Origin of the sequence: Thetidibacter halocola (genome assembly GCF_018224955.1) — a bacterium.
GTDB lineage: Bacteria > Pseudomonadota > Alphaproteobacteria > Rhodobacterales > Rhodobacteraceae > Thetidibacter > Thetidibacter halocola.
Genome location: NZ_JAGTUU010000005.1, coordinates 248515 through 275380 on the forward strand (window position 1 = coordinate 248515; position 26866 = coordinate 275380).

23 protein-coding genes and 1 tRNA gene are annotated in these 26866 nt (G+C 67.7%); 15 read left to right on the plus strand and 9 right to left on the minus strand.

Annotated features, from left to right (window positions below):
- Window position 1: 1 nt before the first annotated feature.
- The gene (locus tag KB874_RS13980) at window positions 2-478 is read right to left on the minus strand and encodes a DUF4174 domain-containing protein (protein WP_212537156.1); all 477 of its coding nucleotides are present in this window, start codon (window positions 476-478) and stop codon (window positions 2-4) included.
- A 139-nt stretch (window positions 479-617) separates the two neighbouring features.
- Between KB874_RS13980 and KB874_RS13985 the strand changes: the two genes are divergently transcribed.
- Window positions 618-1562 (plus strand): hypothetical protein, encoded by a 945-nt coding sequence (locus KB874_RS13985; RefSeq protein ID WP_212537157.1) that lies wholly within the window; start codon window positions 618-620, stop codon window positions 1560-1562.
- A complete protein-coding gene (scpA, locus tag KB874_RS13990) occupies window positions 1525-3663 on the plus strand; it encodes a methylmalonyl-CoA mutase (RefSeq protein WP_212537158.1) in 2139 nt (712 codons plus the stop codon). Before KB874_RS13985 ends, scpA begins: the two co-directional genes overlap by 38 nt.
- Window positions 3664-3789: 126 nt before the next feature.
- On the opposite strand, the gene KB874_RS13995 is transcribed toward scpA, so the two are convergent.
- Window positions 3790-4029 carry a Na+/H+ antiporter NhaA gene (locus KB874_RS13995; RefSeq protein ID WP_283054679.1) on the minus strand — a complete coding sequence of 80 codons (240 nt, stop codon included), beginning with the start codon at window positions 4027-4029 and terminating at the stop codon, window positions 3790-3792.
- 192 nt (window positions 4030-4221) lie between these two features.
- On the opposite strand from KB874_RS13995, the gene KB874_RS14000 reads away from it, so the two are divergent.
- From KB874_RS14000 to KB874_RS14020, 5 genes are read left to right on the plus strand one after another with little or no spacing between them, the layout of a single operon-like run.
- The gene (locus tag KB874_RS14000; protein WP_212537160.1) at window positions 4222-4833 is read left to right on the plus strand and encodes a VOC family protein; all 612 of its coding nucleotides are present in this window, start codon (window positions 4222-4224) and stop codon (window positions 4831-4833) included.
- Window positions 4830-5306 carry a GNAT family N-acetyltransferase gene (locus KB874_RS14005; protein ID WP_428849250.1) on the plus strand — a complete coding sequence of 159 codons (477 nt, stop codon included), beginning with the start codon at window positions 4830-4832 and terminating at the stop codon, window positions 5304-5306. The genes KB874_RS14000 and KB874_RS14005 overlap by 4 nt, the downstream gene beginning before the upstream one ends.
- 43 nt (window positions 5307-5349) lie before the next feature.
- On the plus strand, window positions 5350-6042 hold the full coding sequence (locus tag KB874_RS14010; RefSeq protein WP_212537162.1) for a molecular chaperone DjiA: 693 nt from the start codon (window positions 5350-5352) through the stop codon (window positions 6040-6042).
- Window positions 6043-7041 (plus strand): endonuclease/exonuclease/phosphatase family protein, encoded by a 999-nt coding sequence (locus tag KB874_RS14015; protein ID WP_212537163.1) that lies wholly within the window; start codon window positions 6043-6045, stop codon window positions 7039-7041. It abuts the gene before it with no gap.
- 39 nt (window positions 7042-7080) lie between these two features.
- Complete coding sequence (locus tag KB874_RS14020; protein ID WP_212537164.1) at window positions 7081-7440, plus strand: hypothetical protein; 360 nt, start codon at window positions 7081-7083, stop codon at window positions 7438-7440.
- Here KB874_RS14020 and KB874_RS14025 read toward each other — a convergent pair.
- From KB874_RS14025 to KB874_RS14050, 6 genes are all read right to left on the minus strand, one after another.
- The gene (locus tag KB874_RS14025; RefSeq protein WP_212537165.1) at window positions 7437-8996 is read right to left on the minus strand and encodes a Ppx/GppA family phosphatase; all 1560 of its coding nucleotides are present in this window, start codon (window positions 8994-8996) and stop codon (window positions 7437-7439) included. The two genes, KB874_RS14020 and KB874_RS14025, sit on opposite strands and share 4 nt — an antisense overlap.
- 75 nt (window positions 8997-9071) lie before the next feature.
- Window positions 9072-10370, minus strand: coding sequence for a flagellin N-terminal helical domain-containing protein (locus tag KB874_RS14030; protein ID WP_212537166.1), 1299 nt, complete (start codon window positions 10368-10370; stop codon window positions 9072-9074).
- 215 nt (window positions 10371-10585) lie between these two features.
- Entirely contained in the window at window positions 10586-12757 is a 2172-nt protein-coding gene (locus KB874_RS14035) for an RNA degradosome polyphosphate kinase (RefSeq protein ID WP_212537167.1), read from the minus strand.
- 41 nt (window positions 12758-12798) lie between these two features.
- Complete coding sequence (locus tag KB874_RS14040) at window positions 12799-13479, minus strand: P-loop NTPase family protein (protein WP_212537168.1); 681 nt, start codon at window positions 13477-13479, stop codon at window positions 12799-12801.
- A 2-nt stretch (window positions 13480-13481) separates the two neighbouring features.
- Entirely contained in the window at window positions 13482-14549 is a 1068-nt protein-coding gene (locus tag KB874_RS14045) for an AI-2E family transporter (protein ID WP_212537169.1), read from the minus strand.
- Window positions 14550-14701: 152 nt separating this feature from the next.
- Window positions 14702-16354, minus strand: a complete 1653-nt coding sequence (locus KB874_RS14050) for a pentapeptide repeat-containing protein (protein WP_212537170.1) — start codon at window positions 16352-16354, stop codon at window positions 14702-14704.
- A gap of 199 nt (window positions 16355-16553) precedes the next feature.
- Between KB874_RS14050 and proS the strand changes: the two genes are divergently transcribed.
- The 6 genes from proS to KB874_RS14080 all read left to right on the plus strand — a co-directional run bounded on the left by proS (window position 16554) and on the right by KB874_RS14080 (window position 23823).
- The gene (proS, locus tag KB874_RS14055) at window positions 16554-17894 is read left to right on the plus strand and encodes a proline--tRNA ligase (RefSeq protein WP_212537171.1); all 1341 of its coding nucleotides are present in this window, start codon (window positions 16554-16556) and stop codon (window positions 17892-17894) included.
- A gap of 76 nt (window positions 17895-17970) precedes the next feature.
- The gene (locus KB874_RS14060) at window positions 17971-18930 is read left to right on the plus strand and encodes a serine hydrolase domain-containing protein (protein ID WP_212537172.1); all 960 of its coding nucleotides are present in this window, start codon (window positions 17971-17973) and stop codon (window positions 18928-18930) included.
- A 184-nt stretch (window positions 18931-19114) separates the two neighbouring features.
- Window positions 19115-19819: an ABC transporter ATP-binding protein gene (locus KB874_RS14065; protein ID WP_212537173.1), complete on the plus strand. Its 705-nt coding sequence runs from the start codon at window positions 19115-19117 to the stop codon at window positions 19817-19819.
- Window positions 19816-22179, plus strand: coding sequence for an ABC transporter permease (locus tag KB874_RS14070; RefSeq protein WP_212537174.1), 2364 nt, complete (start codon window positions 19816-19818; stop codon window positions 22177-22179). Before KB874_RS14065 ends, KB874_RS14070 begins: the two co-directional genes overlap by 4 nt.
- A gap of 3 nt (window positions 22180-22182) precedes the next feature.
- Complete coding sequence (locus tag KB874_RS14075) at window positions 22183-23415, plus strand: efflux RND transporter periplasmic adaptor subunit (protein ID WP_212537175.1); 1233 nt, start codon at window positions 22183-22185, stop codon at window positions 23413-23415.
- 126 nt (window positions 23416-23541) lie between these two features.
- Complete coding sequence (locus tag KB874_RS14080; RefSeq protein WP_212537176.1) at window positions 23542-23823, plus strand: hypothetical protein; 282 nt, start codon at window positions 23542-23544, stop codon at window positions 23821-23823.
- A gap of 12 nt (window positions 23824-23835) precedes the next feature.
- On the opposite strand, the gene KB874_RS14085 is transcribed toward KB874_RS14080, so the two are convergent.
- Window positions 23836-24480: a L,D-transpeptidase gene (locus KB874_RS14085; protein ID WP_212537177.1), complete on the minus strand. Its 645-nt coding sequence runs from the start codon at window positions 24478-24480 to the stop codon at window positions 23836-23838.
- Window positions 24481-24731: 251 nt separating this feature from the next.
- Between KB874_RS14085 and KB874_RS14090 the strand changes: the two genes are divergently transcribed.
- Window positions 24732-24805, plus strand: a tRNA-Gly gene (locus KB874_RS14090).
- 165 nt (window positions 24806-24970) lie between these two features.
- Complete coding sequence (locus tag KB874_RS14095; protein WP_212537178.1) at window positions 24971-26764, plus strand: ABC transporter transmembrane domain-containing protein; 1794 nt, start codon at window positions 24971-24973, stop codon at window positions 26762-26764.
- Window positions 26765-26866: the final 102 nt, after the last annotated feature.

Consider the following 26866-nt stretch of genomic DNA (forward strand, 5'->3'; position numbering starts at 1 on the left):
GTCACTGGCGCAGCGCGTCGCGGCGGTCGCGGATTTCCTGCTGGCGCAGCGGCAGCTTGTCGATCGAGCGCGAGATCTCCCGCACGTCCCAGGGCGCGGGTTTGCGCGCCACGATGGTTCCGTCCTTGGCGATGATGACCAGCATGAAGCCGCGCGCGCGCAGGGATTGCCGCACGGCGCTGCGTGCCTTGGGATCGGTGTCGGTGATGATGATCACGTCCCGTTCCTCGAGCGCGTCGAGGCGTTCGATGAGAAGTTGCATCTGCTCGACATATCGCGGGTCCGCCGGGCTGTCTGCGAACACCACGACGGGCCGCTTGATCCACAGCCATTCCTCCAGCGTGGTATCCGTCGCCGCGATGATGGGGCCGGGTTCGGCGGTCGGGTCTTCCTGCGCGGTGGCGGCCTCCTGTGCGGCGCCCAGTGTGGCGCCGAAGGCAAGAGAGGCAGCAAGGCAGAGGCTTTTCAACGTCTTCATGTCCTTCGATATAAGCGCAACCTCGCCCCTCGGACAGGTCTGCCTTCGCATCACAGGGAAAAATTTTAACTTTAACCGCATCCTCATGGCTGCGCGCCGATCCTACCCCCGGCGTCATGAACCAGAGAGGGCGGGACGGATGGACGTGATCCTGCATGTGGGTGCGCACCGCACCGGAACGAGCAGCCTGCAAGCCTACCTGCGCGAGCATGACGTCGCGCTGACGGCGCAGGCCGTCGGCTTCTGGGGGCCGCGGCGGACGCGGGTGGGCCTGCTGGACGGGCTGGCCGACCGTCCCCAGACGCCGGCAGACCTCGCGGCGGTGGTGCGCGGCACCGGCCGGCTGCGCATGAACCTCGACCTGTCCCGGCGCCGTGGCGTCCAGGCGCTGATCATCTCGGACGAGAACATGCTGGGCAGCGTGCGGCGCAGCATCGCCGCGACGCGGCCCTATCCCGACGCGGGCGAACGCATGGCGCGCCTGCACGCGGCGTTCGGCGGCGTGACGCGGGTCGTTCTCCAGGTTCGCGCGCTGGACCTGTGGTGGGCTTCGGCGCTGGCCTACCTGCTGCCGCGCGGCGGACTGCTGCCCGATCCGGCGCAACTCGACCGGATCGCGCAGGCGACCCGTGGCTGGCGGGACGTGATCACCGACATCGCCTGCGCCTGTCCCGGCGCGCAGATCGTCGTCCTGCCGTTCGAACGCTTTGCCGGCCAGCCGGCCGCGCAGCTGGCCGCGATGACGGGGCGGCGTGGATTCCCCAAGGTGCCCGCCAACCGCTTCTGGGAGAACCGCAGCGCCGACCTGCCCACCCTGCGCGCGCTGCTTGCCGAGCGCGGTGACGACCCGACGCGGCTGCCCTCCGGGCCGGGCCGCTGGATGCCCTTCGACGCCCGCCAGACCGAAACCCTGCGCGAGGCCTATGCCGACGACCTGTTCTGGCTGCGCGCCGGGGCAGGCGGCCTGGCGCAACTGACAGAGGAAGACGGATCGCGCGACGCGGCAAAGACCGCGCAACGACCCGACAACAAGAGAGGACGACGACATGACCGACCTGCCCGAATCCTGGCGCAAGACGGCTGAGAAGGAACTGCGCGGCCGCAGCGCCGACGACCTGACGTGGCACACCCTCGAAGGGATCGACGTCAAGCCGCTGTATACGGCGGATGACGTCAAGGACCTGCCGCACATGGGCACCCTGCCGGGGTTCGAGCCCTTCACCCGCGGCGTCAAGGCCACGATGTATGCCGGCCGGCCCTGGACGATCCGGCAATATGCGGGCTTTTCCACTGCCGAGGAAAGCAACGCCTTCTACCGCAAGGCGCTGGCCGCAGGCCAACAGGGCGTCAGCGTCGCCTTCGACCTGGCCACCCATCGCGGCTATGACAGCGATCACCCCCGCGTGGTGGGCGACGTGGGCAAGGCGGGCGTGGCCATCGACAGCGTCGAGGATATGAAGATCCTGTTCGACGGCATCCCGCTGGACAAGGTCAGCGTCTCGATGACGATGAACGGTGCGGTGATCCCGGTGCTGGCCAATTTCATCGTCACCGGCGAGGAGCAGGGGCATCCGCGCTCGGTGCTTTCCGGCACCATCCAGAACGACATCCTGAAAGAGTTCATGGTGCGGAACACCTATATCTATCCGCCCGAACCCTCGATGCGCATCATCTCGGACATCATCGAATACACCTCGAACGAGATGCCGAAGTTCAACTCGATCTCGATTTCCGGCTACCACATGCAGGAGGCCGGGGCGAACCTGGTGCAGGAGCTGGCCTTTACCCTCGCCGACGGCAAGGAATACGTGAAGACCGCGATGGATGCCGGGATGGACATCGACAAGTTCGCCGGGCGGCTGTCCTTCTTCTTTGCCATCGGCAAGAACTTCTTCATGGAAGTGGCCAAGCTGCGCGCGGCGCGGATGCTGTGGCACCGGATCATGACGGAACTCGGCGCGAAGGATCCGCGATCGAAGATGCTGCGCACCCATTGCCAGACCTCGGGCGTCTCGCTGGCCGAGCAGGACCCCTACAACAACGTCATCCGCACCGCCTATGAGGCGATGAGCGCGGTCCTGGGCGGCACGCAATCGCTGCACACCAACGCGCTGGACGAGGCGATCGCCCTGCCGACCGAGTTCAGCGCGCGGATCGCCCGTAACACGCAGTTGATACTGCAGGAAGAAACCGGCGTGACCAAGGTCGTCGACCCGCTGGCCGGCTCCTACTACGTCGAAAGCCTGACGCATGAGCTGGCCGAAGCGGCGTGGAAGCTGATCGAAGAGGTCGACGACATGGGCGGCATGACCAAGGCCGTCGCCTCGGGCATGCCGAAGCTGCGGATCGAAGAGACGGCCGCCCGCCGTCAGGCCGATATCGACCGCGGCACCGACGTGATCGTGGGCGTCAACAAGTATCGCCTGTCGAAAGAGGACCCGATCGACATCCTCGACATCGACAACGCCAAGGTCCGCACATCGCAGATCGCCCGGCTGGAGGCGATGCGCGCGACCCGGGACGAGGCCGCCTGCCAGGCGGCGCTGTCGGAACTCGAACGCCGCGCGGCTCAGGGCGGCAACCTGCTGGAGGCCGCGGTCGAGGCCGCCCGCCAGCGCGCCAGCGTGGGAGAGATCAGCATGGCGATGGAAAAGGTGTTCGGCCGTCACCGGGCCGAGGTCAAGACGCTGGCCGGGGTCTATGGCGCCGCTTACGAGGGCGACGAGGGCTTTGCCGCGATCCAGAAGGCGGTCGAGCAATTCGCTGAAGACGAGGGGCGCCGCCCGCGGATGCTGGTGGTCAAGATGGGGCAGGACGGCCATGACCGCGGCGCCAAGGTGATTGCCACCGCTTTTGCCGATATCGGGTTCGACGTGGATGTTGGCCCGCTGTTCCAGACGCCCGAAGAGGCCGCGCAGGACGCGATCGACAACGACGTGCACGTGGTGGGCATCTCGAGCCAGGCGGCGGGGCACAAGACGCTGGCGCCGCAACTGGTCGAGGCGCTGAAGGCGCAGGGCGCCGGCGACATCCTGGTGATCTGCGGCGGCGTCATCCCGCAGCAGGATTACGAGTTCCTCTACAAGGCCGGGGTCAAGGCGATCTTCGGCCCGGGCACCAATATCCCTGAGGCGGCGCAGGACATCCTGACCCTGATCCGCGAAGCCCGCGCACAGGCGGCCTGAGCCGGGGCCGGAAACGGGAACGGCGCGCCTGTCTGGCGCGCCGTGCGGGGGGCTCTTTCCCCAAACCCCGGCGGTGTTTCGAAACCAAAGAAACAGAGGCCGCAAGCCTCGCCTTTCGACTCGGGTTCACTCGGCCTGGGCGGGCTTGGCCTTGGTCATCTGCGGTGCCGTTGACAGCATCAGGGTGGTGCAGCCCAAGATGCCTGACACGATCGAGACGGATAGAACGCCCACCCGCACCTCGTTCATCAATGCCGGGTCAGCAAAGCTGATGCCCCGAAGCACCACGCTGGCACCGGCGAAGGCAAAGACGGGAACGGTGGAATAGAGCATGCAGGGCGCAAGGCCGTGTTGCAGAGAGTGCAGCGGCGACTTGCCCCCGAAGCCTCGTGGTTGAAAAACCTGTCAATCGCGCGCAGCGGCATCCGTCCCTTCTCATGGTTCGCGATTTCGTTCAAAATGGTATTTCCGCTGCACATATCGTCGCGAAGCGTGCATTTTTCGCGCTTTGCAACGCCGAAAACGCTGTTACCGTGCCGGGGGTGACGGGGGATGGGCATGTTGGAACTGGATCACATCGCGGTTCTGGGCGAGTCGCTGGAAGAGGCGGTTGCGCATGTCGAGCAGGCGCTGAACTGGCCGATGCAGCCCGGCGGGCAGCATCTGCGCTTTGCCACGCATAATTCCCTGCTGGGCATTCATCCCGGGCTCTACATCGAGGCGATTGCAGCCGATCCCGGGTTGCCGCATCCGGCGCGGCCGCGCTGGTTCGGGCTGGATTCCTTCCATGGGCCGCCGCGGCTGGACAAGTGGGTGCTGCGCACGCCGGACCTGGACCGCACGCTGAAGGCCTTTCCGATGGCTGGCGAGATCGTGTCGCTGGAGCGCGGCGACCTGCGCTGGCGGATGGCGGTGCCGCTGGACGGGATGCTGCCCTTCGACGGGGTCTTTCCCGCCCTGATGGAGTGGCAGGTATCGGTGCCGCCGGGCAAGTCGCTGACCAAGGCGGACCGCAGGCTGGAACGGCTGGTGGTGACACACCCAGAGGCAGACCGCCTGAGCGCGCTTCTGGAGCCGCATCTGGACGCGCCGCTGGTCGCGTTCGAGGCTGGCACGCCCGGGCTTGCCGCCGAGATCGCGACCGCCGGAGGGACCGTATGGCTGCGGTGATCGTGCGCTCGGCGCGGGCATCGGACGCCGCGGCGATCATGGCGCTGTGGAACGAGGTGATCGACAACACCGCCATCACCTTCACCACCGCTCACAAGACATGCGAGAGCATCAGTGCCGACATCGCGGCGCGCGGCGCCTGTTTCCAGGTGGCCGAGGCGGATGGCTTCCTGGGCTTCGCCACCTGCTTTCCGTTCCGTTCGGGGCCGGGCTATCGCTTCACGATGGAGCATTCGGTGATGCTGGTGCCCGACGCGCGCGGGCATGGCGTGGGCCGGGCGCTGATGACCGCGCTGGAAGCCGCGGCACGCGGGCAGGGGGCGCATTCGCTGTTCGCCGGGGTCAGCGGCGAAAACCCCGAGGGTGTGGCATTTCACGCCCGGATCGGCTTTGCCGAGGTGGCGCGCCTGCCCGAGGTGGGGCACAAGTTCGGTCGCTGGATGGACCTTGTGCTGATGCAGAAGTTTCTCTGAATGTCGCACTGACACCGGCGCGGTGCTGGCATAGACTGCGCCCATGTCGATCTGGACCCGCATAACCGAGGCGCTGGCGGCGCTTGCACAGGGCGAGGGCCTTGCCGCGGTGTTCGAAAAGCTGCGTACGCCACCCGAGCGGAGCATCGCCTTTACCATCGCGGTGATCGCGCTGTCGGCCAAGATGGCCAAGGCGGACGGCCTCGTGACGCGGGACGAGGTCATGGCCTTTCGCGAGGTGTTCCAGATCCCGCCCGAGGAAGAGGCGAACGCCGCGCGTGTCTTCAACCTGGCGCGGCAGGACGTGGCGGGGTTCGAGGAATATGCCAGCCGGATCCGCGCCATGTTCGACGGCGACAATGGCACACTCTGCGACCTGATGGAGGGGCTGTTCCACATTGCCATGGCCGACGGCACCTATCACCCGAACGAGGACGTGTTCCTGGCGCGCGTGGCGGAGATCTTCGGCCTTGCGGGGCCGCGCTTTGACGCGCTGCGGGCGCGTTTCGTGCCGGATGCCGAACGCGATCCCTTTGCCGTGCTGGGCGTCTCGCCCGAAATGGAGATGAACGAGATCCGCAGCGTCTATCGCAAGCTGGTGCGAGAGACGCATCCCGACGTGATGATCGCCCGCGGCGTGCCGGTCGAGGCGGTGAAACTGTCGGAGCGGCGGTTGCAGGACATCACCCGCGCCTGGGACGACATCCGATCCATGCGCGCCCGCGAGACCGCCTGAATGCGGCTGGCCACGTGGAACATCGAATGGTTCGACGCGCTGTTCGACGACCAGGGGCACCTGCTGGCCGATACTGGCTGGTCTGCCCGCCATGACGTGACCCGGCGCGCGCAGGCCGAGGCGGTGGCGCTGGTGCTCGACCGGATCGACGCGGACGCGGTCATGGTGATCGAGGCGCCCGATACCAACCGCCGCCGCAGCACCGTGCGCGCCCTGACCAATTTCGCCGAGGCCGCCGACCTGCGCATACACGAGGCAGTGACCGGCTTTACCAACGATACGCAGCAGGAAATCGCGCTGCTGTTCGATCCCGACGTGATGAGCGTGACGCATGATCCGCGCGACATCGGCGCGCCGCGTTTCGACGCGGAGTTCCGCATCGACCTGGACATCGACGCGACCGAGGACGTGATCCGCTTTTCCAAGCCACCGCTGGAACTGGCGCTGCGGACGGCTGCGGGTGCGGCACTGCGGCTGATCGGGGCGCATCTGAAATCCAAGGCGCCGCATGGCGCCACGAACCACGACGAGATCATGCGCATCGCCATCGCCAACCGGCGCAAGCAACTGGCGCAGGCGATCTGGCTGCGCCACCGGATCGAGGCGCATCTGCTGGCCGGCGAAAGCCTTGTGGTGCTGGGTGACCTGAACGACGGCCCTGGCCTCGACCACTACGAGAATCTGTTCGGTCGCAGCTCTGTCGAGATCGTCATGGGGGCGGAACCGCTGTGCCTGTATGACCCGCATGCGGCGCAGGCGCTGCAAAGGCGGCTGGGCGCGACGCCGACCACGGCGCGATTCTTCCTGCAAGGCGAGAACCGATATCTTCAGGCGCTGCTCGATTACGCCATGATCTCGCCCGACCTGCGGGAGCGCAGCCCGGACTGGCGCATCTGGCATCCGTTCGACGACCCCGAATGCTGGCATGACCGCAGCTTGCGCGAGGCGCTGCTGGCTGCGTCGGATCATTTTCCGGTGACGCTGGACCTGGATCTCTGACCCCTACCGCGACCGGGCCGGAATGATTATATTGATCGCATGAAACTCCATGCAGCCTTTTTCGCCGCCTGTCTTACCGCCACGCCCCTTGCCGCGCAGGATGAAGGGGATCAGGGGCTTTCTCTGATGGAAGAGGGGGCCCGCCTGTTCTTTCGCGGGCTGATGTCCGAGATGGAACCGGCGCTGCGCGAACTCGAGGGCATGGCCGACGAGATGCGCCCCGCGATCGAGGATTTCGCGCGCGAGATGGGACCCGCCCTGCGCGACCTGATGGGCAAGGTCGAGGACTGGTCGCTGTATGAGCCGCCCGAGATCCTGCCCAATGGCGACATCATCATCCGGCGCAAGCCGGACCCGGCGCCGCCGCTGCCCGAGGGCGGCGAAGAGATCGAGCTTTAGGGCGCCTCGTCCGGCTGGATGTCGACCTCGGCGCTGTCCGCCTCCAGCGCTGTTGCCAGCGACTTGAACCGTGACTCGGTGACTTCGCCGAACAGCGGCGCGCTGTGTTGCGGCAGGATCAGGCGCAGCGCCCGCGTGGCCGGATCCCAGGTCAGGCGGATCTTCTGCGGCATCGGGTCCAGTGACCACAGCATCGCGCCGAACCGCATTGCCTTGCCCAGAACCTCGGCTTCTTTCTGCGTCGCCTCGTCGATCAGCGAGAACAGCGCCTCGAACCGTGTGCCTTCGCGCTTGTTGCGGTAGCGGTGCAGCAGGGCAAGGCCCAGCCAGATTCGTTCCTGGTGCTTGAGCCCGCCCAGGTTGGCGCGCGTGGCATAGTCGAAACAGACCTCGGCACGGTAGTCGGGATGGGCGCGCCAGCTGACATCGTGCAGCAGGCAGGCGGCCTTGATCAGCCGCGCCTTGGCTGGTGCGGCGCCGGGGAACAGCGGTTCCACGAAGCGATACAGCGCCTTGCCAAAGCCGGGCAGGCGCGAGTCCTTGGCCTCGGCAAAGCGGCAGGCCTCGATCAGCGGATCGAGATCGCGCAGTGCCTGTGGCATCTGTTCATACAGCAGACCCTCGCGGATGCCGTAGCTGGACAAGGCGATGTCCTTGGGCGTGAAGGTCTTGACCAGGCGGCCCAGCACCTCGGCGGCGAAGGGTACCAGTGCCATGCGCGTCGCGCTGATGCCGCAGGCATTGCGCAGCGCCTCTAGGTCGGCCGCCTCGATGAAGGCGATGGTGTCCGCGACCGCGGCCTCGTCCATCCGGTATTCGTGCAGGACGTGCAGGGGATAGCCGCGCCGTTCCATGTCGATCCGCGCGATGGCGCGCCAGCTGCCGCCCACCAGGAACATGCGGTCGCGCTGTTCGCCCATGTGGTCGGCTAGGATCTTGATCTCGCGCTTGATGTATTTCTCGCGCGCCTTCTTGCCGCCTTCGATGTCCTTGAACTTGAGCGGTCCAAGGGGAGAGGTCACGCGGCGGCCCACCGTGCCGCCGTGGATCTCGGCCAGTTCCATCGACGAGCCGCCAATGTCGCAGACCAGGCCGAACGACCCCGGCCAGCCCAGCAATACGCCCTGCGCCGACAGCCGTGCCTCCTCGGACCCGTCGATCACGTGGATGGTCAAGCCGCTCGCTTCCTCCATTTCGGCGGTGAAGGCAGGGCCGTCCTCGGCCTCGCGCATGGCGGCTGTGGCCACCACGGTCAGGTCGGGCAGGTCCATCCCCTCGCCCAGCAGGCGAAAGCGTTTCAGCGCGGCCAGCGCGCGGGTCTTGCCCTCGGGGTTCAGGCGACCGGTCTCGGCCATGCCGGCGCCCAGCCCGCACATGACCTTTTCGTTGAAGAAATAGGCCGGGCTGCGCGCCGCGCCGTCGAACACCACCAGCCGGACAGAGTTCGACCCGATATCGACCACGCCCACGCGGGACAGGGCGCGGGCCTCGTCCCCCTTGAAGATCGGGGTGCCGAAAGGCTCCCACTGTCCGTGGCTGTCGTTGTCGCCGTCCATGCCGATCCCCGACCGTGGTCCCGCCCGACTTATGGAACGGGGAGTGCGGGCGGGTCAATCGTCAGGGGCGCCCGATCATCGGAAAAGTCCCAGCAGCACGCCGGGCGCCTGGTTGGCGATGGACAATGCCTGCTGTGCCAGCTGCTGCTGGACCTGCAATGCCTGGAGCCGGGCCGAGGTTTCCTCGAGGTCGGCATCGACGAGGGTTCCGATGCCGGATTTCAGCGCATCGCTCAGCTTGCCCACGAAGGCATCCTGCGTTTCCAGGCGCTTCTGGTCGGAACCCAGTGCAGCGGCGCTGTCGATGGCTATGGTCAGCAGGCTTTCGACGCTGCCCAGCGCGTCCCGCGCACCGCTGGCCGTGGTCACGTCAAGGTCGGACAGGTCGCCCAGCCCGCCGCCGATCGTGTTTCCAGCACTGGCGCTGAGCGTGTTGAAGGCGACGCCGATCGTGTCCGTGGCATCCGTCACGCCGGAGGACAGGCGCAGCGTCGATCCGCTGTAGCTCATGTCCAGCGTGTCGCTGCCGATGTCGTTGGACAGCGCGTAGGCGTCGAACTTCTGTTTCAGCGCGTAAAGCACGTCGCCCATCCCGTCGCCGTCGCGGGCGACGTAGCTGATCGGGCCCGAGGCCATCTCGGCCTGCGTCTGGCTGGCGCCAGCGGTGGTGCGCAGCGCCGCCTGGTCGAAGGCCGAGCCGTCGGCATCCGTGCCGAAGACTGAGATCGAAAACGCCATCCCGGTTTGCACCGTGATGCTCGACAGGTCCATTGTGGCGGTCTGCGTCGCGTTCAGCGTCGCGGTCGCCGCATTGGCGGCAAAGGTGCCGCCGGTGGCGGCGATGCCCTGCGCCGCGGTGCCCAGGTCGCGCTTGCGGATCGTGATGTCGGACGATGTCACCGCCGTCGGCGTCCGGTTGATCGAGCCCAGAACCCCGATGCTGCCCGAACCGGCGGTCGTCTCCATATTCTTAAGCAGGCCCGTGCCGTTGAACGAGGCGGTGTCCACCACCGACTGGATTTGTGTCGTCAGCGCCGCGATGTCGGACTGGATCTTGGCACGGTCGACATTGCCTTCCTGTGCCGCGACCACCTTGCCCTTGATCTGAGTCAGCAGGTCGGTGATCGTCTCGGCCCCCTGGCGGGCGACCGACACCGTCGCCTGCCCCAGGTTGAGGCTGTCAGAGGCCCGCTTGAAGCCGGCCACGTCGGCCTCCATCGTCTTGGCGATGGCCCAGACGGCGGCGTTGTCCTCGGAGGTGGCGACCCTGCGGCCAGTGGCGATCTCGCTGCGCGTCACAGCGAGTTCGGAGTTGATCGATTTCAGCGTCTGGAGCGCGGTTTGCGCGCCGGGATTGGTGTTGATGCTCGACATGAGAATCGCCTTTTCTGAACGGAAGGCGCGTTTTCAACGCGGAGCGGCCACGGTCGGGCCTTGTCACCGTTTCGGCGTTGCGGGGCCGTGGCATGTGCTGCCGTGGCCGGTCCGCGCCACGCGGATTGCGTGCATCGGACAGATTGCCCCGGCGATCTTAACCGGGTCTTCAGAAATCGTGGCGGCGCCGGGGTGATTCCGGGGCGCGTCGCGCCTCAGTCCCCGTGGGTCAGCTTGGGCACGTCCTTGGCCCCGGCCGAGCCGCGCCCCGACAGTGAGGGGTTCTCCATGAAGAAGCGATGCGCGCTGAAGGCGAATTCGCCTTCGGGCACCGGCACGCGGGCAAAGCTGCCATCCGGTGCCATCATCCAGCTCTGCGCTTCGTCGGCGAGGTTGGCGGCCATGATCTGGCTCACGATCTGCGCCTTGACCGTGGGGTTATGGATCTCGACCCCGGTCTCGATCCGGCGGTTCAGGTTGCGGCCCATCCAGTCGGCCGAGGACATGAACACCCGCGCCTTGGCATGGGGCAGGCCATGGCCGTTGCCGAAGCAGATGATGCGCGAATGTTCCAGGAAGCGGCCGATGATCGACTTGACGCGGATGTTGTCGGACAGGCCCTTGACCCCGGGCCGCAGCCCGCAGATGCCGCGGATCACGCAGTCGATCCTGACACCGGCCTGACTGGCCTCGTAGAGCGCGTCGATCATGTCGGGTTCGATCAGCGAGTTCAGCTTGAGCCAGATCTGTGCGGGCCGGCCCTGGCGGGCGTGCTCGGCCTCGGCGCGGATCAGGTCGATCATGCCGGATTTCAGCGTGTGCGGCGAGATCAGCAGGTTTTCCAGCCCCTCGGGCTGGGCATAGCCGCTGAGGTAGTTGAACAGTCGCGCCGCGTCCCGCCCCAGGCCCGCGTCGCAAGTGAAGAAGCTGAGGTCGGTGTAGATCTTTGCGGTGATCGGGTGGTAATTGCCGGTGCCCCAATGGGTGTAGGTCACCAGCTTGTCGCCCTCGCGCCGGACCACCTGGCTGATCTTGGCGTGGGTCTTCCATTCTAGGAAGCCGTAGACCACGTGTGCGCCCGACCGTTCCAGCCGCCGCGACTGGCGGATGTTGGCGGCCTCATCGAAGCGCGCCTTGAGTTCCACCAGCGCCGTGACCGACTTGCCGTCCTCGGCCGCCTCGCAGAGCGCGTCGACGATGGGAGAGTTCTTGGAGGTGCGGTAGAGCGTCTGCTTGATCGCCACCACGTTGGGGTCAAGCGCCGCCTGGTTGAGGAACCGCACCACCATGTCGAAGGTCTCGTAGGGGTGGTGCAGCAGCATGTCCTTCTGCGTGATGGCGCGGAACATGTTGCCGTCGTGGTCCTGCACGCGCTCGGGCACGCGCGGGGTGAACAGCGGCCACAGCAGGTCGGGCCGGGCGTCGAGCACCAGTTCGTTGAGGTCGGCCATGCCGATCATGCCGTCGAGTTCGATCACCTCGTCGTCGCGCACGTGCAGTTCCTGCATGACGATGCGGCGCAGCGCGGGCGGCGCGCCCTTGGTGGCGGTCAGGCGCACGACCTCGCCGCGGCGGCGGCGTTTCAGCGCCACCTCGAATTCGCGCACCAGATCCTCGGCCTCTTCCTCGACTTCCAGATCGCTGTCGCGCAGCACGCGAAAGCCGAAATGATCCTTGCAGCGGTAGCCGGGAAACAGGCTGTCGATATGCAGCAGCAGCACGTCCTCCAGCCGGATGAACCGGTGCTGGCCGTCGGGCGCGGGCAACGGCATGAAACGGTCGATCTGCGCCGGGATCGGCAGCAGCGCCTGCAACGCGCGCTTGTCGCGCATCCGCTCCAGGTGCAGCGCGAGGCAGAAGCCCATGTTGGCGATGAACGGAAAGGGATGCGCCGGGTCGATCGCCAGCGGCGACAACACCGGGAAGACCTGCGCCATGAAGGCGTCGGCCAGCGCGGTCTTGTCCTCTTTCGTCAGGTCGGGCAGCGGCACGATGGTGATGCCCGCCTCGGCCATCAATTCGCGCAGGACGCCCAGGACCTTCTGCTGATGCGCCATCAGGCGGCGGGCGTCCTCGTCGATCAGCACCAGCTGTTCGGCTGGCGACAGGCCATCGGCGGCGGGCGTCGTGTTGCCTGCCTGCGCCAGTTCCCGCAGGCCCGCGACCCGCACGGTATAGAACTCGTCCAGGTTCGCCGCCGAGATCGACAGGAAGCGCAGCCGCTCCAGCAGTGGCACCCTGGGGTTCTCGGCCTCTTCCAGCACCCGCCAGTTGAAGCCCAGCCAGCTGAGCTCGCGGTTGTAGAAGCGCCCCGGTCCGTTGAAATCGAGATCCGGCAGGTCGGTCGCGGGGGGGATCGGGCTTTTGAGGAAATCGGCTTGGGTCATGGGATGCTTTTGCGAATGCGCTGCGACGGTTTCGTGACGGTTCAGTCCGGCTCGTCCAGCCTCGCCACCATCTGCACCGCCATCGGCCGGGTGATGCGCGACTTGGCGGACAGGGCGGCGCGGTCGAGCGCCTCGGTCATCTGTCGTGCAGCAGCGTAGCTGCGTGGCATGTGGGCCACAAGGTAGGGAATTACCGTGGCGTCGGGCACGATCTGCCGGTCTGCGAACAGCTTGGCCAGCAGCGCGGTCAGCAGCGCGTCGTCCGGGTCGGACAGGCTGACCGATTGCGTGCCTTCCAGCCGGCTTTGCAGGTCGGGCAGGGTCAGCCCCCAGCGCATCGGCGGGCGGACGGCGGTCAGCAGCAGGGCGCGGCCCTCGGCCAGGCACAGGTTGTGCAGGTGGAACAGCGCCTCTTCGGCGGCGGGCTCCCCGGCGATGCGCTGCACGTCCTCGACGCAGGCCGGCGCCTCGGCCAGCCGCGGGATGTCGGCCTGCGCCAGGTCCTGCGCGGGCAGGATCGTCGCGCCGCTCTGCGCCGCCCAGACATGTGCGAGGTGTGTCTTGCCCGATCCCGACGGGCCCAACAACACCAGCTTGCGCTGCGGCCAGTCGCGCCAGCCCTCGACCATGGCCACGGCCAGCGCGTTGGCGGTCGATACGAAATAGTCTTCCCGCCCCAGCGCGGCCCGGACCGGCAAGGGCAGGGGAAGCTGCTCTGCCATGCTCAGTCCTCGTCCTGTCCCGTCAGCCCGCGATAGAGGCGGCTGCCGACATATTGCCGGGCGAGGAACCGCGCCACGACGCCCAGGGCGGCCGCCAGCGGCACCGCCACCAGCATCCCCACGAATCCGAAGAGCGAGCCGAAGACCGACAGCGCCAGCAACAGCCAGACCGGGTGCAGCCCCACGCTGGACCCGACCCAGCGCGGCGTCAGGATATTACCCTCGATGAACTGGCCGGACTGGAAGATCGCCCAGACCGCGATGATCCACACCCAGTCGCCCCAGAACTGGAACAGGGCAAGGCCGATGGCCAGCATCCCGCCGACGATGGCCCCCACATAGGGGATGAAGGTCAGCATCCCCGCCAGCACGCCGACGACCAGCCCGAATTGCAGCCCCACAAGCCACAGCCCGGCGGCATAATAGACCCCCAGCGCGATGCAGACCGATCCCATGCCGCGCACGAAACCCGCCAGCACGGCGTCCACGTCCGAGGCCACCTGGCGGATCGTCGGCGCATGGTCGAGCGGCAGCAGGGCGTCGATCTCGGTCACCATGTTGTCCCAGTCGACCAGCATGTAGATCGCCACCACCGGCACGATCACCACCAGCAGCGCCACGTTCAGCAGCGAGGCGGCGGAACTGAGCGCGGTGTTCAGCAGCTCTCCGCCCTTGTTCTGGATCGTCGTGCCGATCGAGATCAGCGCCTCGCGCAGCGGGCTGCCCTCGGTCACGACCGAGGGAAAGCGTTCCGTCAGGAAGGCCTGAAGGTCGCGGAACAGTTGCGGCATCGTGTTGAACAGCTGCACCGTCTGGCTGATCAGCGCCGGGATCACCGCCAGCGCCAGCACCACGAAGAGCAGCGCAGCCACCACGGCGATCACGCCCACCGCAGCGCCGCGCGACAGGCCCAACCGCTCCAGCCGGTCGGCCACGGGATCGAGGAAATAGGCGATGGCGCCGCCCAGCACGAAGGGCAGCAGCACGTCGCCCAGGAACCACAGCACCACGGCAAGGACCGCCGCGGTGAGGCCCCAGTATTTCATTTGTGTCCTGACGGGCAGAGCCATGCGGTTCCCCTTGCGCTTCGTTCCCTACATCGCGCGCGCGCGCCCCGTGTTCAAGGGGCGGCTTGACCTCGGCCGCATGGCGCGGAACGATGCCCGCAGGCGGGTGCGCCGCTGCGCCACCCGCGCCGGGTCAGGGTGCCTGAGCCGGTCCGCTACGCCGTGTCCTCGGGTTTCGGCGGCGGTGTGTAGCCGGTCGGATCGGCCTGCCAGCGGCGCCATTGATCGTAGAAACCGTGTTCGCCATCAAACGGCAATCTCCAGGTCGGCCATTTCTCCGGCCATGCCATCCCCTCCGGCAAGGTCACGCTGGCATCGCCATAAGCTGATTTGACCTGGTCCTCGGAAATCGGCACGGTCAAGAGGGACACATCCTTGAACGCCGCACCATGGAATGTAGCGGCGTTCAAGGATGTGATACCCTGCATCCGCGCCAGCCGGAGGACCGCCCCCTCCATCCGCGCCAGCCGGAGGTTCGCCCCCTCCATCCGCGCCTCGCTGAGGTCCGCCCCCTCCATCCGCGCCAGCCGGAGGTCCGCCCCCTCCATCCGCGCCTCGCTGAGGCTCGCCCCCTGCATCCGCGCCACCCGGAGGACCGCCCTCTCCATCCGTGCTCCGCTGAGGACCGCCCCCTGCATCCGCGCCTCGCTGAGGTCCGCCCCCTCCATCCGCGCCTCGCTGAGGCTCGCCCCCTGCATCCGCGCCAGCCGGAGGACCGCCCCCTCCATCCGTGCTCCGCTGAGGTCCGCCCCGGACAGGATCAGGCCGGACAAGTCGGCCTTTTGCAGGTTGATGCCGCGCAGGTCGAGGCGATAACCGTAGTTCCGATAGCGACGCAGCGTTTCTCTCCAGCGCGCGAGGGCGTTCTTGAACGCTTCGATCTTGTCGAGGCCGTGCCGCTGGCCTTCCGGCGGTTCTGGCAGTTCGGGACAGGGCGTGTCGAAGACCCATTGCGCATCCGGCGCTGCATCCGGCCCCCAGCGCGCCTCCACATGCCGTTGCGCGGGGGAACGCCGCCCGATGATCGTCAACGCAAGCTGGATGTCGGCGCGGGGCGGGGGCAGGGCATCTACCCAAGCCTTGACCTGATCGCGCAAGTCAGGCTCCACGGGGTTGATGCCGCATTTCTTGTGGGCCAGGTCCTGCGCTTGAAGCTTGAACGCCGCTTCTTCGAGACCCAGCGGTTCAAGTTCAGCCCGAGCCTCTGACAGCGCCTTTTCCCAAAGGTCGCGCGGGTTGTCGCTTGGCGCATCCTCCGCCTTCGCATTCTCCCGCACATAGGCGCAGAGGATCTCCATCACCCGCACATGGTCGCGCCCCTTGTCATAGGCGGTGCTGTCCTGCGCGATGCGCTCCAGCGACAGCAGCGCGCCGATGCGCACCTCGATGTTTGGCACGGTCCGCTCGTTGCCGTCACGCTTGACGGTCTTTTCCGCCCCCAGCATCTCGACCGCCTTGTTGATCCGGTCGGTGATGTGGCCTTCCTTCTGGAACTCGACCGTCTTCTGTTTCAGCACCGTCGCCCAGATCACGAAGGGCGCGCCCAGCAGCGCGGCGATCATCGCGCCCGCGCCAAGGCTGGGGCCGGTGGCAGCGGTGCCGAAGGCGTTTGTGACCGTGTGCCAGATCACTCCGAAAGCGGCGGCAATCGCGCCCAGGAACAGCAGTGCAAGGACCAGCGTGAACAGCGGGCCGAGCGGCCGCGCCACCGTCCAGTCCTGCGCGCCCCGGAGTCCCATCCAGTCGAGGAAAGACCCCGGCCCCTTGTCCTTGCCTGCCGCCATGCCGATACCGTCCAACCGCTTCACATGACGCCACTCTGGCCGAATTCGGGCCACCCGGGAAGAGGCAGATCGTCAAGAGAAGGTAAAACTCCCTTTGCAACCCATTGAAGACGCTGCGTCACCTGTGCTGTCCCATCGTGGGACACGCCCCGCCCCGCGCGGCCCCTTGTCTGCCTGCATCCAACCGGCTAGGACGGCGAAAACCCTTGCCCCGGAGGCCGCCATGCGTCTGTCCCGCTATTTCCTCCCCGTCCTCAAGGAAACGCCCTCCGAGGCGCAGATCGTCAGCCACCGCTACATGCTGCGCGCCGGCATGATCAAGCAGGCCAGCGCCGGCATCTATTCGTGGCTGCCGCTGGGCTACAAGGTGCTGAAGCGGATCGAGCAGATCGTTCACGACGAACAGGTGCGCGCCGGGCATATCCCGATGCTGATGCCGACCCTGCAATCGGCCGACCTGTGGCGCGAAAGCGGCCGCTATGACGATTACGGCCAGGAGATGCTGCGCATCAAGGACCGGCACGACCGCGACATGCTGTATGGTCCGACGAACGAGGAACTGATCACCGACATCTTCCGCAGCCATGTCAGCAGCTACAAGGACCTGCCGCTGACGCTGTATCACATCCAGTGGAAGTTCCGGGACGAGATCCGGCCCCGTTTCGGCGTGATGCGCGGGCGCGAGTTCCTGATGAAGGACGGCTACAATTTCGACTTGACCAAGGAAGACGCGCTGCACGCCTACAACCGTCACCTCGTCAGCTACCTGCGAAGCTATGAACGCATGGGCCTGCAGGCGATTCCGATGCGCGCCGATGGCGGGCCGATCGGCGGCGACTATACCCATGAATTCCTGGTGCTGGCCGAGACGGGCGAGTCGGAAGTGTTCTACGACAGCGAGATCACCGACCTGAAATTCGGCGACCGCGCCATCGACTATGACAGCGTCGAACAGTGCCAGGCGGTGCTCGAGGAATTCACCTCGCGCTATGCCCGCACCGACGAAACCCATGACGAGGCGCTGTTCAATTTGATCCCCGAGGCACGCCGCCGCAACGCGCGCGGCATCGAAGTTGGCCAGATCTTCTACTTCGGCACCAAGTATTCCGACGCGATGAACGCCACCGTGCAGGGCCCCGATGGCAAGGCCACCCCGGTTCACATGGGCAGCCACGGCATCGGCGTCAGCCGCCTTCTGGGCGCGATCATCGAGGCCAGCCACGACGACCGCGGCATCATCTGGCCCGAAGGCGTGACCCCCTTCCATTGCGGCATCGTCAACCTGAAGACCGGCGATGCGGAGGCGGATGCCGCCTGCGAGGCGATCTATGCCGCGCTGACGGCGCTGGGGCTGGAACCGCTTTACGACGACACGGACGAGCGCGCCGGGGGCAAGTTCGCCACGATGGACCTGATCGGCCTGCCCTGGCGGATCACCGTGGGGCCGCGCGGCCTCAAGAACGGTATCGTGGAACTCACCAGCCGCCGCACCGGCGAAAGCGTCGAACTGCCGCCCGAGCAGGCGATCGAGCGCATCGCGCAGATCTACGGCAAGGCCGTCTGACGGCGAACCGGCCGCTTTCCGCGGATCGCGGGCGGCGGCCTTTGATCGGCCATCCGGTCCTTGCTAGGCTGCTTTCATGATCGGACGCATCCTGCGCATGGTGGCCCTTGGTCTATTCGCGGCGGCTTCGGCCGCGGCCGAAGATCCGGTGTCGGCCTTTCACGCATGGGCGGCAGAGCAGGGGGCCGGGCAGGCCGCCATCGCCATCCTGCGTGACGCAGAGCTTGTCACTGCCGACAACGCCGACAGCCCCTTGGACCTTGCGTCGAATTCCAAGGCGATCACCGCCCTTTGTATCCTGTCCCTGGTCGAGGAAGGCACGCTGGCCTGGGACCTGTCGCTGAGCGCCGCCCTGGGAGAGCCCGCACCAGATGCCACGCTGGCCGAACTGGTGACGCACAGTGCCGGGATCGCGCCGGACGGCACGCAATGGCGCATGGGTTTCTGGCTGAACGAGACCGAGCCACGCCATGCCCATGTCACACGGATCGTGCTGGACCGACGGACACAGCGTGGTACGCGGGGCGTGTTCCTCTACAACAACGAGAATTACGCGCTGCTGGGTCGGATCGTCGAGATCGCAACCGGCGAGCCCTATGAAACCGCTTGCCGGCGGCGTGTGCTGGACCCGGCCGGGGTCGCGGGCGCGCTGTCCTCGCGCTTTGCGGCCTTCGCGGCCTGGGGCGGCTGGCGCATGACGATGGCCGACCATGCCCGCCTGGTCGACCACTGGTTCGGCAGAGGCGGCCGGGTGGGCGCCGATACGCTGGCCTTGCCACATGCGCCGATGGCAGGGGGCGCGGCCTATGGCCTGGGCATGATCCACGTCCGCGACGCGGACGGGATGCGCCTGTCTCATGCCGGCGCGATCTTCATTCCCCTTGGTCCCCGGACCGGTTCCTATGTGACAGTCATGCGGGACGGAACCGTGGTGGCCGTGGCCTATGACGTGGCGGTGACCCGGCCAGAACGGTTCCGCGCCCTGGATCGCGCGTTGGCAGAGGCGCTGTCGCGGGATCGGTCCGACAGGCCATGACACGGTGCGCTGGCGCCCTTGCCGAGGGCTGTTCGCGGCGGGCAGGCCGCCGCGTTCCCGAACGCGCCGCCGCGCCTGACCTGCATCAAGGCGCCGGGTCGTGTGTCCTGCCATTCTGACACTGTGCGGCAAGCCAAGGGAAAGGCGGGATTTCCCGCTTGGCGCAGGGGAAACGGGACGCGCGATGGCCAATGCCTTTGTGACGAAGGGTCTGACACGGACCTATGGCGAGGGACGCTCTGCCGTGCATGCGTTGCGCGGGGTCGATCTAGAATTGCCCGAGGGCGAGATCGTCGTCCTGCTGGGGCCGTCGGGTTGCGGCAAGTCCACGCTGCTGAACATCCTCGGCGGCCTGGACCGGCCAACCACCGGCAGCGTACATTTCCATGACGAGGAACTCACCAGCCTGTCCGACCGCGCGCTGACGCGGTTTCGCCGCGACCACGTGGGTTTTGTCTTTCAGTTCTACAACCTGATGCCCAGCCTGACCGCGCGCGAGAACGTCGAACTTGTGACCGAGATCGCAGACAACCCCATGGACCCGGACGAGGCGCTGGCGCTGGTGGGTCTCAAGGGCCGCAGCGACCATTTCCCCTCGCAGCTCTCGGGGGGCGAGCAACAGCGCGTCGCCATCGCCCGCGCCGTTGCGAAACAGCCCGAGGTGCTGTTCTGCGACGAGCCCACCGGCGCGCTGGACAGCGCCACGGGCCGCGCCGTGCTGGAGGTGCTGGCCGAGGTCAACGCCCGCCTTGGCGCGACCGTGCTGATGGTGACGCATGCCGCCAATATCGCGGGCATGGCGCATCGGGTCATCCGCATGGCGGACGGGCAGGTGCGCGACGTGACCGTGAACGAGACCCGCCTCAGCCCCGCCGAGGTGCACTGGTGAGCGTGCTTGACCGGAAACTGCTGCGCGATCTTGTGCGAATCAAGGGGCAGGTCGCCGCCATCGTGCTTGTGATCGCGGTTGGCGTCATGCTTCAGGTGATGATGTCGGGGCTGGTGGCCTCGCTGTCGGAAACCCGCCGCGCCTACTACGAACGCAACCGGCTGGCCGATGTCTTTGCCCCGGTGACGCGGGCGCCGGAAACCGTTCTGGCGCGTCTGGCGGCGATCCCCGGCGTCGCGCTTCTGGACGGGCATGTGACGGGCGGCGCGTTGATCGACCTGCCCGGAGAGGCGGTGCCGATCCAGGCGCGCGCTATCTCGCTGCCCGACCGGGGCGAGCCGGTGTTCAACATCGTCTATCGCATCGCGGGCCGCCTGCCGGAACCGGGCGCGCGGGACGAGGCGCTGTTGCTGGCCGGGTTCGCCGATGCGCATGGCATCGTGCCGGGCGACCGGATCGCCGTCACGCTGAACGGCGCGCGGCGCAAGCTTCTGGTCACGGGGCTGGCGGAATCGCCCGAACTGCTGTTCGTCGCCGCCCCCGGAGAAATGGTGCCCGACCCCGCCCGCTATGGTGCGGTCTGGATGCCCCGCGCCGCGCTGGCCGCAGCCTATGACATGCAGGGTGCCTTCAACGAGGCGCTGATCGCGCTGGGCCGCGGCGCGTCGCAGGACGCGGTGATCGACGCTGTCGACCGCGTGCTGGCGCCCTGGGGCGGCACCGGCGCCTATGGCCGCCACGACCTCGTGTCCGACCGGTTCGTGACCGAGGAAATCGATGGCCTCGCGACCATGTCGCGTGCCGTGCCGCCGCTGTTCCTCGCCGTGGCGGGGTTTCTGCTGTATATCGTCGTCAATCGCATGGTGCAGGCCGAGCGCGAAGAGATCGGCCTTCTCAAGGCCTTCGGTTACACCGGGCACGAGGTCGGCGCGCATTATTTCAAGATGGTGCTGGCGGTGGCGCTTATGGGCGCGGCGCTGGGCTGTGTGCTGGGCATCCTGGCGGGGCGGGCGATGGTCCCGCTCTATACCACCTTCTACAACTTCCCCTTCCTCGTGTTCCGGCCCGACCCGGCGGCCTTTGGCATCGGGGTCACGGCCAGTGTCCTCGCGGCCTCGGCGGGCGGTGTCTTTGTCCTGCGGCGGGTCTTTCGCCTGACCCCGGCCGAGGCGATGCGCCCGCCGACGCCGCCCGATTTCTCGCGCACGTTGAACTTCTCGGGCGTGGCGGCGCGGGCCTTCGATCAGCCGACGCGCATGGTGATCCGCGGCGTCGCCCGCGCGCCCTGGCGCGCGTTGGCGCTGTCGGCGGGGATCGCCGGGGGGATGGCGCTGTCCTCTGGCATGACCACGATCTACGGCAGTTTCGACCGGATGATGGCGCTGGCCTTTACCGTGATCGACCGCTCCGACGCGACGGTGTTCTTCGTGCAGCCGCTGGGCATGACCGCGGCGCATGACCTGGCGCGGATGGAAGGCGTGATCGCGGTCGAGCCCTTCCGCGAGGTGCCCGCCGTGCTGCGCCACGGGCTCAGGACCCATCGCGGCAGCGTCTCGGGCATGATCGCGGCGCCCGAGATGGCCCGAGCCATCGACGCCGACCTTGCCCCAATCGACCTGCCCGAACGCGGAATCGTGCTGGGCGAGGCGCTTGCCGGGATCCTCGACATCCGGCCCGGCGACATGTTGCAGGTCGAGGTGCGCGAGGGCCGCCAGCCGGTGCTGGAGGTGCCCGTGATCCGGGTCGCGCGCAGCCTGATCGGCGCGCCCGCCTACATGCGGATGGATGCGCTGAACCGCGCGCTGGCCGAGCCGGGGCGGATTTCCGGTGTGCGGATGCGGGTGGATTCCGACCGTGCCGAGGCGATCTATGACGACCTCAAGAACCGCCCGGCGGTCGCGGCGGTCAGCGTGGCCGAGACGGCGCGCGCCTCGCTGCAGAAGCTGATGGACCAGGGCGCGGGTTCGGCGCGCTACATTATGGGGGCGGTGGCCTTCATCATCACCTTCGGCGTGGTTTACAACGCGGCGCGGATCGGCATGAACGAGCGCGCCCGTGACCTGGCCTCGCTGCGCGTGATGGGATTCTCGCGGGGCGAGGCGGGCTTTGTCCTGCTGGGAGAACTGGCGGTCATCACGCTGGTCGCGCTGCCGGTGGGATCGCTGGCGGGCTGGGGCCTGTCCTTTGCCATCGCACGGGGCTTTTCCTCGGAACTCTACCAGATCCCCACCGAATTCGACCCGTTCAGCCACGGGTTCGCGGCCGCCTTCGTCCTGGGCGCCGCGCTGGTCTCGGGGTTGCTGGTGAAACGTGATCTCGACCGGATCGACCTGATCGCCGTATTGAAGACAAGGGATTGACCCATGGCACGCAAGACCCTTTCCCGTCCCGTCCTGACCCTCGCCGTGCTGGCGGTGATCGGCGGCGGGCTGGCCTATGCCTTCTGGCCGCGCCCGGTGATGGTGGATATCGGCGCCGTGACGGAGGGGCCGATGATGCTGACCATCGACGAAGAAGGCCGCACCCGCGTGCGCGAGGCCTTCATGGTGTCTACCCCGATCGACGGGCGTCTCCTGCGGGTCGAGGTGCATCCCGGCGACCCGGTCGAGAGGGGCGCGACCGTGGTGGCGCGGATGCGCCCGGCCAATCCGGCCGCGCTGGACGTGCGGACGCGGGAACAGGCGATGGCGGCGGTCGAGGCAGCGCAGGCCGGGCTGCGGGTGGCCGAGGCGGCACTGCGCGCCGCGCAGGCCGAGGCGGACCTTGCGCAATCGGATCTCGACCGCACGGAACGCCTCGCGGCCAGCGGCACCGCCAGCCTCGCCGCGCTGGACCGCGCCGACGGGGCGGCGCGCGCCGCGCAGGCACGGCTGGCCACGGCGCAGGCCGCCATCGAACAGCGCAAGGCCGAGCTGCAAAGCGCGCAGGCGCAGCTTATCGGCTTCGACGACCGTGGACTGGCCGAGGCGCTGGATGGCCAGTTCGGCGACGAGATGCCGGTCTACGCCCCGGCGGACGGGGTGATCCTGCGCGTGATCGAGGAGGACGAGACGACGTTGCCCGCAGGCGCTCCGATTCTCGAGATCGGCGATACCAGCGACCTCGAGGTGGTGGTCGAACTGATCTCGTCCGATGCCGTCACCGTGCGCCGGGGCAATCCGGTGATCGTCGAAAACTGGGGCGGCGAGGGCGCGCTTGCCGGGGTCGTCACGCGGATCGACCCCTATGGCCAGACCAAGGTTTCGGCGCTGGGGGTCGAGGAACAGCGCGTGACCGTAGTCGTCGCGCTGACCACCCCGCCGGAACAGCGCGCGGGTCTGGGGCATGGTTTTGCCGTGGATGCGCGGATCGTGGTCTGGGAGGCGGACGTCACGCGCCTCCTGCCGTCCAGCGCGCTGTTCCGCGAGTCGGGCGGCTGGGCGGTCCTGGCGGTCGAGGACGGGCGCGCGGCGCTGCGCCCGGTCGTGATCGGGCCGGATAACGGGCGCGCGGCGCAGTTGCTGGAGGGGCTGGAGCCGGGCGCGCAGGTCGTGCTCTATCCGCCGGCGGACCTGGCCGACGGGCAGGCGGTGGCGCAGCGGGTGGTCCAGCCCTGACCCGACCTGGCAGCCGCGACTGCGGCACATGGCCAACGGCCGGGCGCCTTGCGGCACGGGCGGTCTTGCGGCTGCGGCGCGGGAATGTCACCCTCGCCGCGAGGATCGACACACCGGAGTGCCCGCATGATGACCCGACCCCTGGCCTTTCTCGCCGGTTCCCTGCTGCTTCTGGGACTCGCCGCCTGCGAACCCGTGCCCACCAGCGACGGGGCAGGGGTCTCGCGGCCCGTCTCTGTGCCGGAGTCGGTTGCCGCCATAGCGGGACCCAACCAGGACCTCACGCGGGCGCGGATCCGGGCCGAGGACGGCTGTTTCTGGTATACCCATCGCGGCCCGGTCGAGACGACGGAGCTGCCCCTGCGCACGGTCGAGGGCAACCCGATCTGCGCCCGGCCTCAGGGCTGAGGCCGGCAGCCGTTACAGGCTGCCGCCGTCGGTCGGATACAGGTAGGCGGTGACGCCGGTCTGCACCTGCTCATACAGCGCGTTGATATGCGGCATCACCATGCGCACGCAGCCGGAACTGGCGCGCGTGCCGATGGATCGCGGCGCAGGTGTGCCGTGGATGCGCAGATAGGTGTCGCGGTTGCCGACGTAGAGATACAGCGCCCGCGACCCCAGCGCGTTTTCCGGGCCCGGAGGCATGCCGTCCGCCCATCGGGCATACTTGTCGGGCTCGCGCTTGATCATCGCGTTGGTGGGCGTCCAGCCGGGCCACTTCGTCTTGCGGCCGATCCGGTAGACGCCGGCCTCATACAGGCCATCGCGTCCGATCGCCACGCCATAGCGCATGGCGGTGCCGCCTTCCTCGATGTGGTACAGGTAGCGCGCGACCGCATCCACGTGGATGTCGCCAGGCGTGAGGCCGGGATTGGCCTTGACCCGCACCGGCAGCAGGCGCGGATGCAGACCCCATGGGTTGGTTCTGCCCAGATCAAAGCCGGCGGGAGTCACCTGCGCGTCCCAAGCGTCCCATTGGCCGGGCGCGGCGAGGGCGGGCCGGACCAGGGCGGGTGTGGCCAGCGCGGAGAGCGCCGCAATCACGAAGCGTCGAGTGACCATGCGTAACCTTTCGGACTTGTCGAACCTGCGCGCCGGACCCGCAGCGAGTCCGGCGCCGAGCCATGAAACCGCCAAACCCCGCCCGGGTTCAAACGCAAACTGACGACATCGCGCAATTTTCTTCCCCGGTGACGCGTTTGCGCCCCGGCGGCGAGCGCAGGCAACCGCCTGTCCGCACGTCGAAGGTCGCCGGAATGGCAACATCCCGCTTGACCCTTGCCACCCCATCCTCTAGGCATCCGTCCCGTTGAGCGGGCGTTGTGTAATGGTAAGACCCTTGCCTTCCAAGCAAGAGATACGGGTTCGATTCCCGTCGCCCGCTCCAGTTTCCGGCCGCAGCCAGCGGTCGCGCAAAACCCCTAAACCTCTGGATACAAAAGGCGTTCATCCGCCCGTTGTTCAGTGTGACGGTAACGCGCGGCATCCCGCCGCTTGACTGTTCCGCCCGGCCTGTCGCAAACCGGCCTGCAACAGGACGAATGGAGGGCGCATGGCCCGCGGAAGCGCAAACATGCTGGAAGAGCGCGAGAAGTCTCGCCAGTTGGGATCCCTGCGGGCGCTCTGGCCCTTCATGCTGCCCTATCGCGGGCTGATGATGGCGGCGGTGGCGGCGCTGGTGGCCACGGCGACGGTCTCGCTGATCCTGCCGATGGCGGTGCGCCGCGTGGTGGACAACTTCAACGCCGAGGACGGCGCCCTGCTGGATCTCTATTTTGGCGCGGCGCTGGGAATCGCCGGCCTGTTGGCGCTGGGCACGGCGCTGCGCTATGCGCTGGTCACACGGCTGGGAGAGCGCGTGGTGGCCGATATCCGCAAGGCGGTGTTCGACCGGGTGATCGGCCTCAGCCCCTCTTTCTACGAAAAGACCATGACCGGCGAGGTTCTCAGCCGGATCACCACCGACACGACGCTGATCCTGTCGGTCATCGGCTCGTCGATCTCGATCGCGCTGCGAAACCTGCTGCTGCTGCTGGGGGGGCTGGCGCTGATGCTGCTGACCTCGGCCAAGCTGACGGGGATGGTGCTGCTGATCGTGCCGGCGGTGCTGGTGCCCATCATGGTGCTGGGCCGCCGCCTGCGCAGCCTCAGCCGTGAGAACCAGGATTGGATCGCGGCCTCGTCCGGCAACGCCTCCGAGGCGCTGACCAGCGTGCAGACGGTGCAGGCCTATACCCACGAGGCGCTGTCGCGCGCGGCCTTCGGAGACGTGACGGAAAAGAGCTTTGACGCCGCGCGGCGGCGGATCTGGACACGCGCGTTGATGACGGCCATCGTCATCGCGCTGGTGTTCACCGGGATCGTCGGCGTGCTCTGGATCGGCGCCTGGGACGTGCGCGCGGGCGAGATGAGCGCCGGCACGCTGATCCAGTTCGTCATCTACTCGGTGATGGTAGCGGGGGCGGTGGGCGCGCTGGCCGAGGTGTTCGGCGAGTTGCAGCGTGCCGCAGGCGCGACCGAACGTCTGGTCGACCTGTTGCAGACCGAGGATACGGTCCAGGATCCGGCGAAACCAAAGACGCCGAAGGCCCCGGTGCGTGGGGCCATAAGCTTCGAGGACGTGTCCTTTACCTATCCCACGCGGCCCGACGTGCCGGCGCTGGACGGCGTGAGCCTGACCGTCGCGCCGGGCGAGACGGTGGCGCTGGTCGGCCCCTCGGGTGCTGGCAAGACGACCATCGTGCAACTGATCCAGCGTTTCTACGATCCCGCCTCGGGCGCGGTGAAGCTGGACGGCGTGGACCTGCGCGACATGGCGCGGGCCGAGTTCCGCCGCCACCTGGCCCTCGTGCCGCAGGATCCGGTGATCTTCGCCGCCTCGGCGCGCGACAACATCCGCTTTGGTCGACCCGACGCCACGGATGCCGAGATCGAGTCCGCAGCCCGGGCCGCCGCCGCGCATGATTTCCTGGTGGCGCTGCCCGACGGCTATGACACGTGGCTGGGCGAGCGTGGCGTGATGCTGTCGGGCGGCCAGAAACAGCGCGTGGCCATCGCCCGCGCCATCCTGCGCGATGCGCCGGTGATGCTGCTGGACGAGGCGACCTCGGCGCTGGACGCCGAAAGCGAACGCGCTGTGCAGCGCGCGGTGGACGAACTGGCGCGCGGGCGCACCACGATCATCGTGGCGCACCGGCTGGCCACGGTGAAGAAGGCCGACCGGATCGTGGTGATGGATCACGGCCGGGTAGTCGCAACAGGCTCGCATGACGACCTGGTGGCCGAGGGCGGGCTTTACGCGCGCCTCGCCCGGCTGCAGTTCACCGACGGGATGGCGGCGGAATAGGGGGCTCTGCCCCCGTCGCCCTGCGGTCGACTCCCCCGGAGTTCTTTCGGCAAGATGAAGTGGGCAGGGGGGCTCTTTCGCAAACCATGCGGAGCCTCTTTT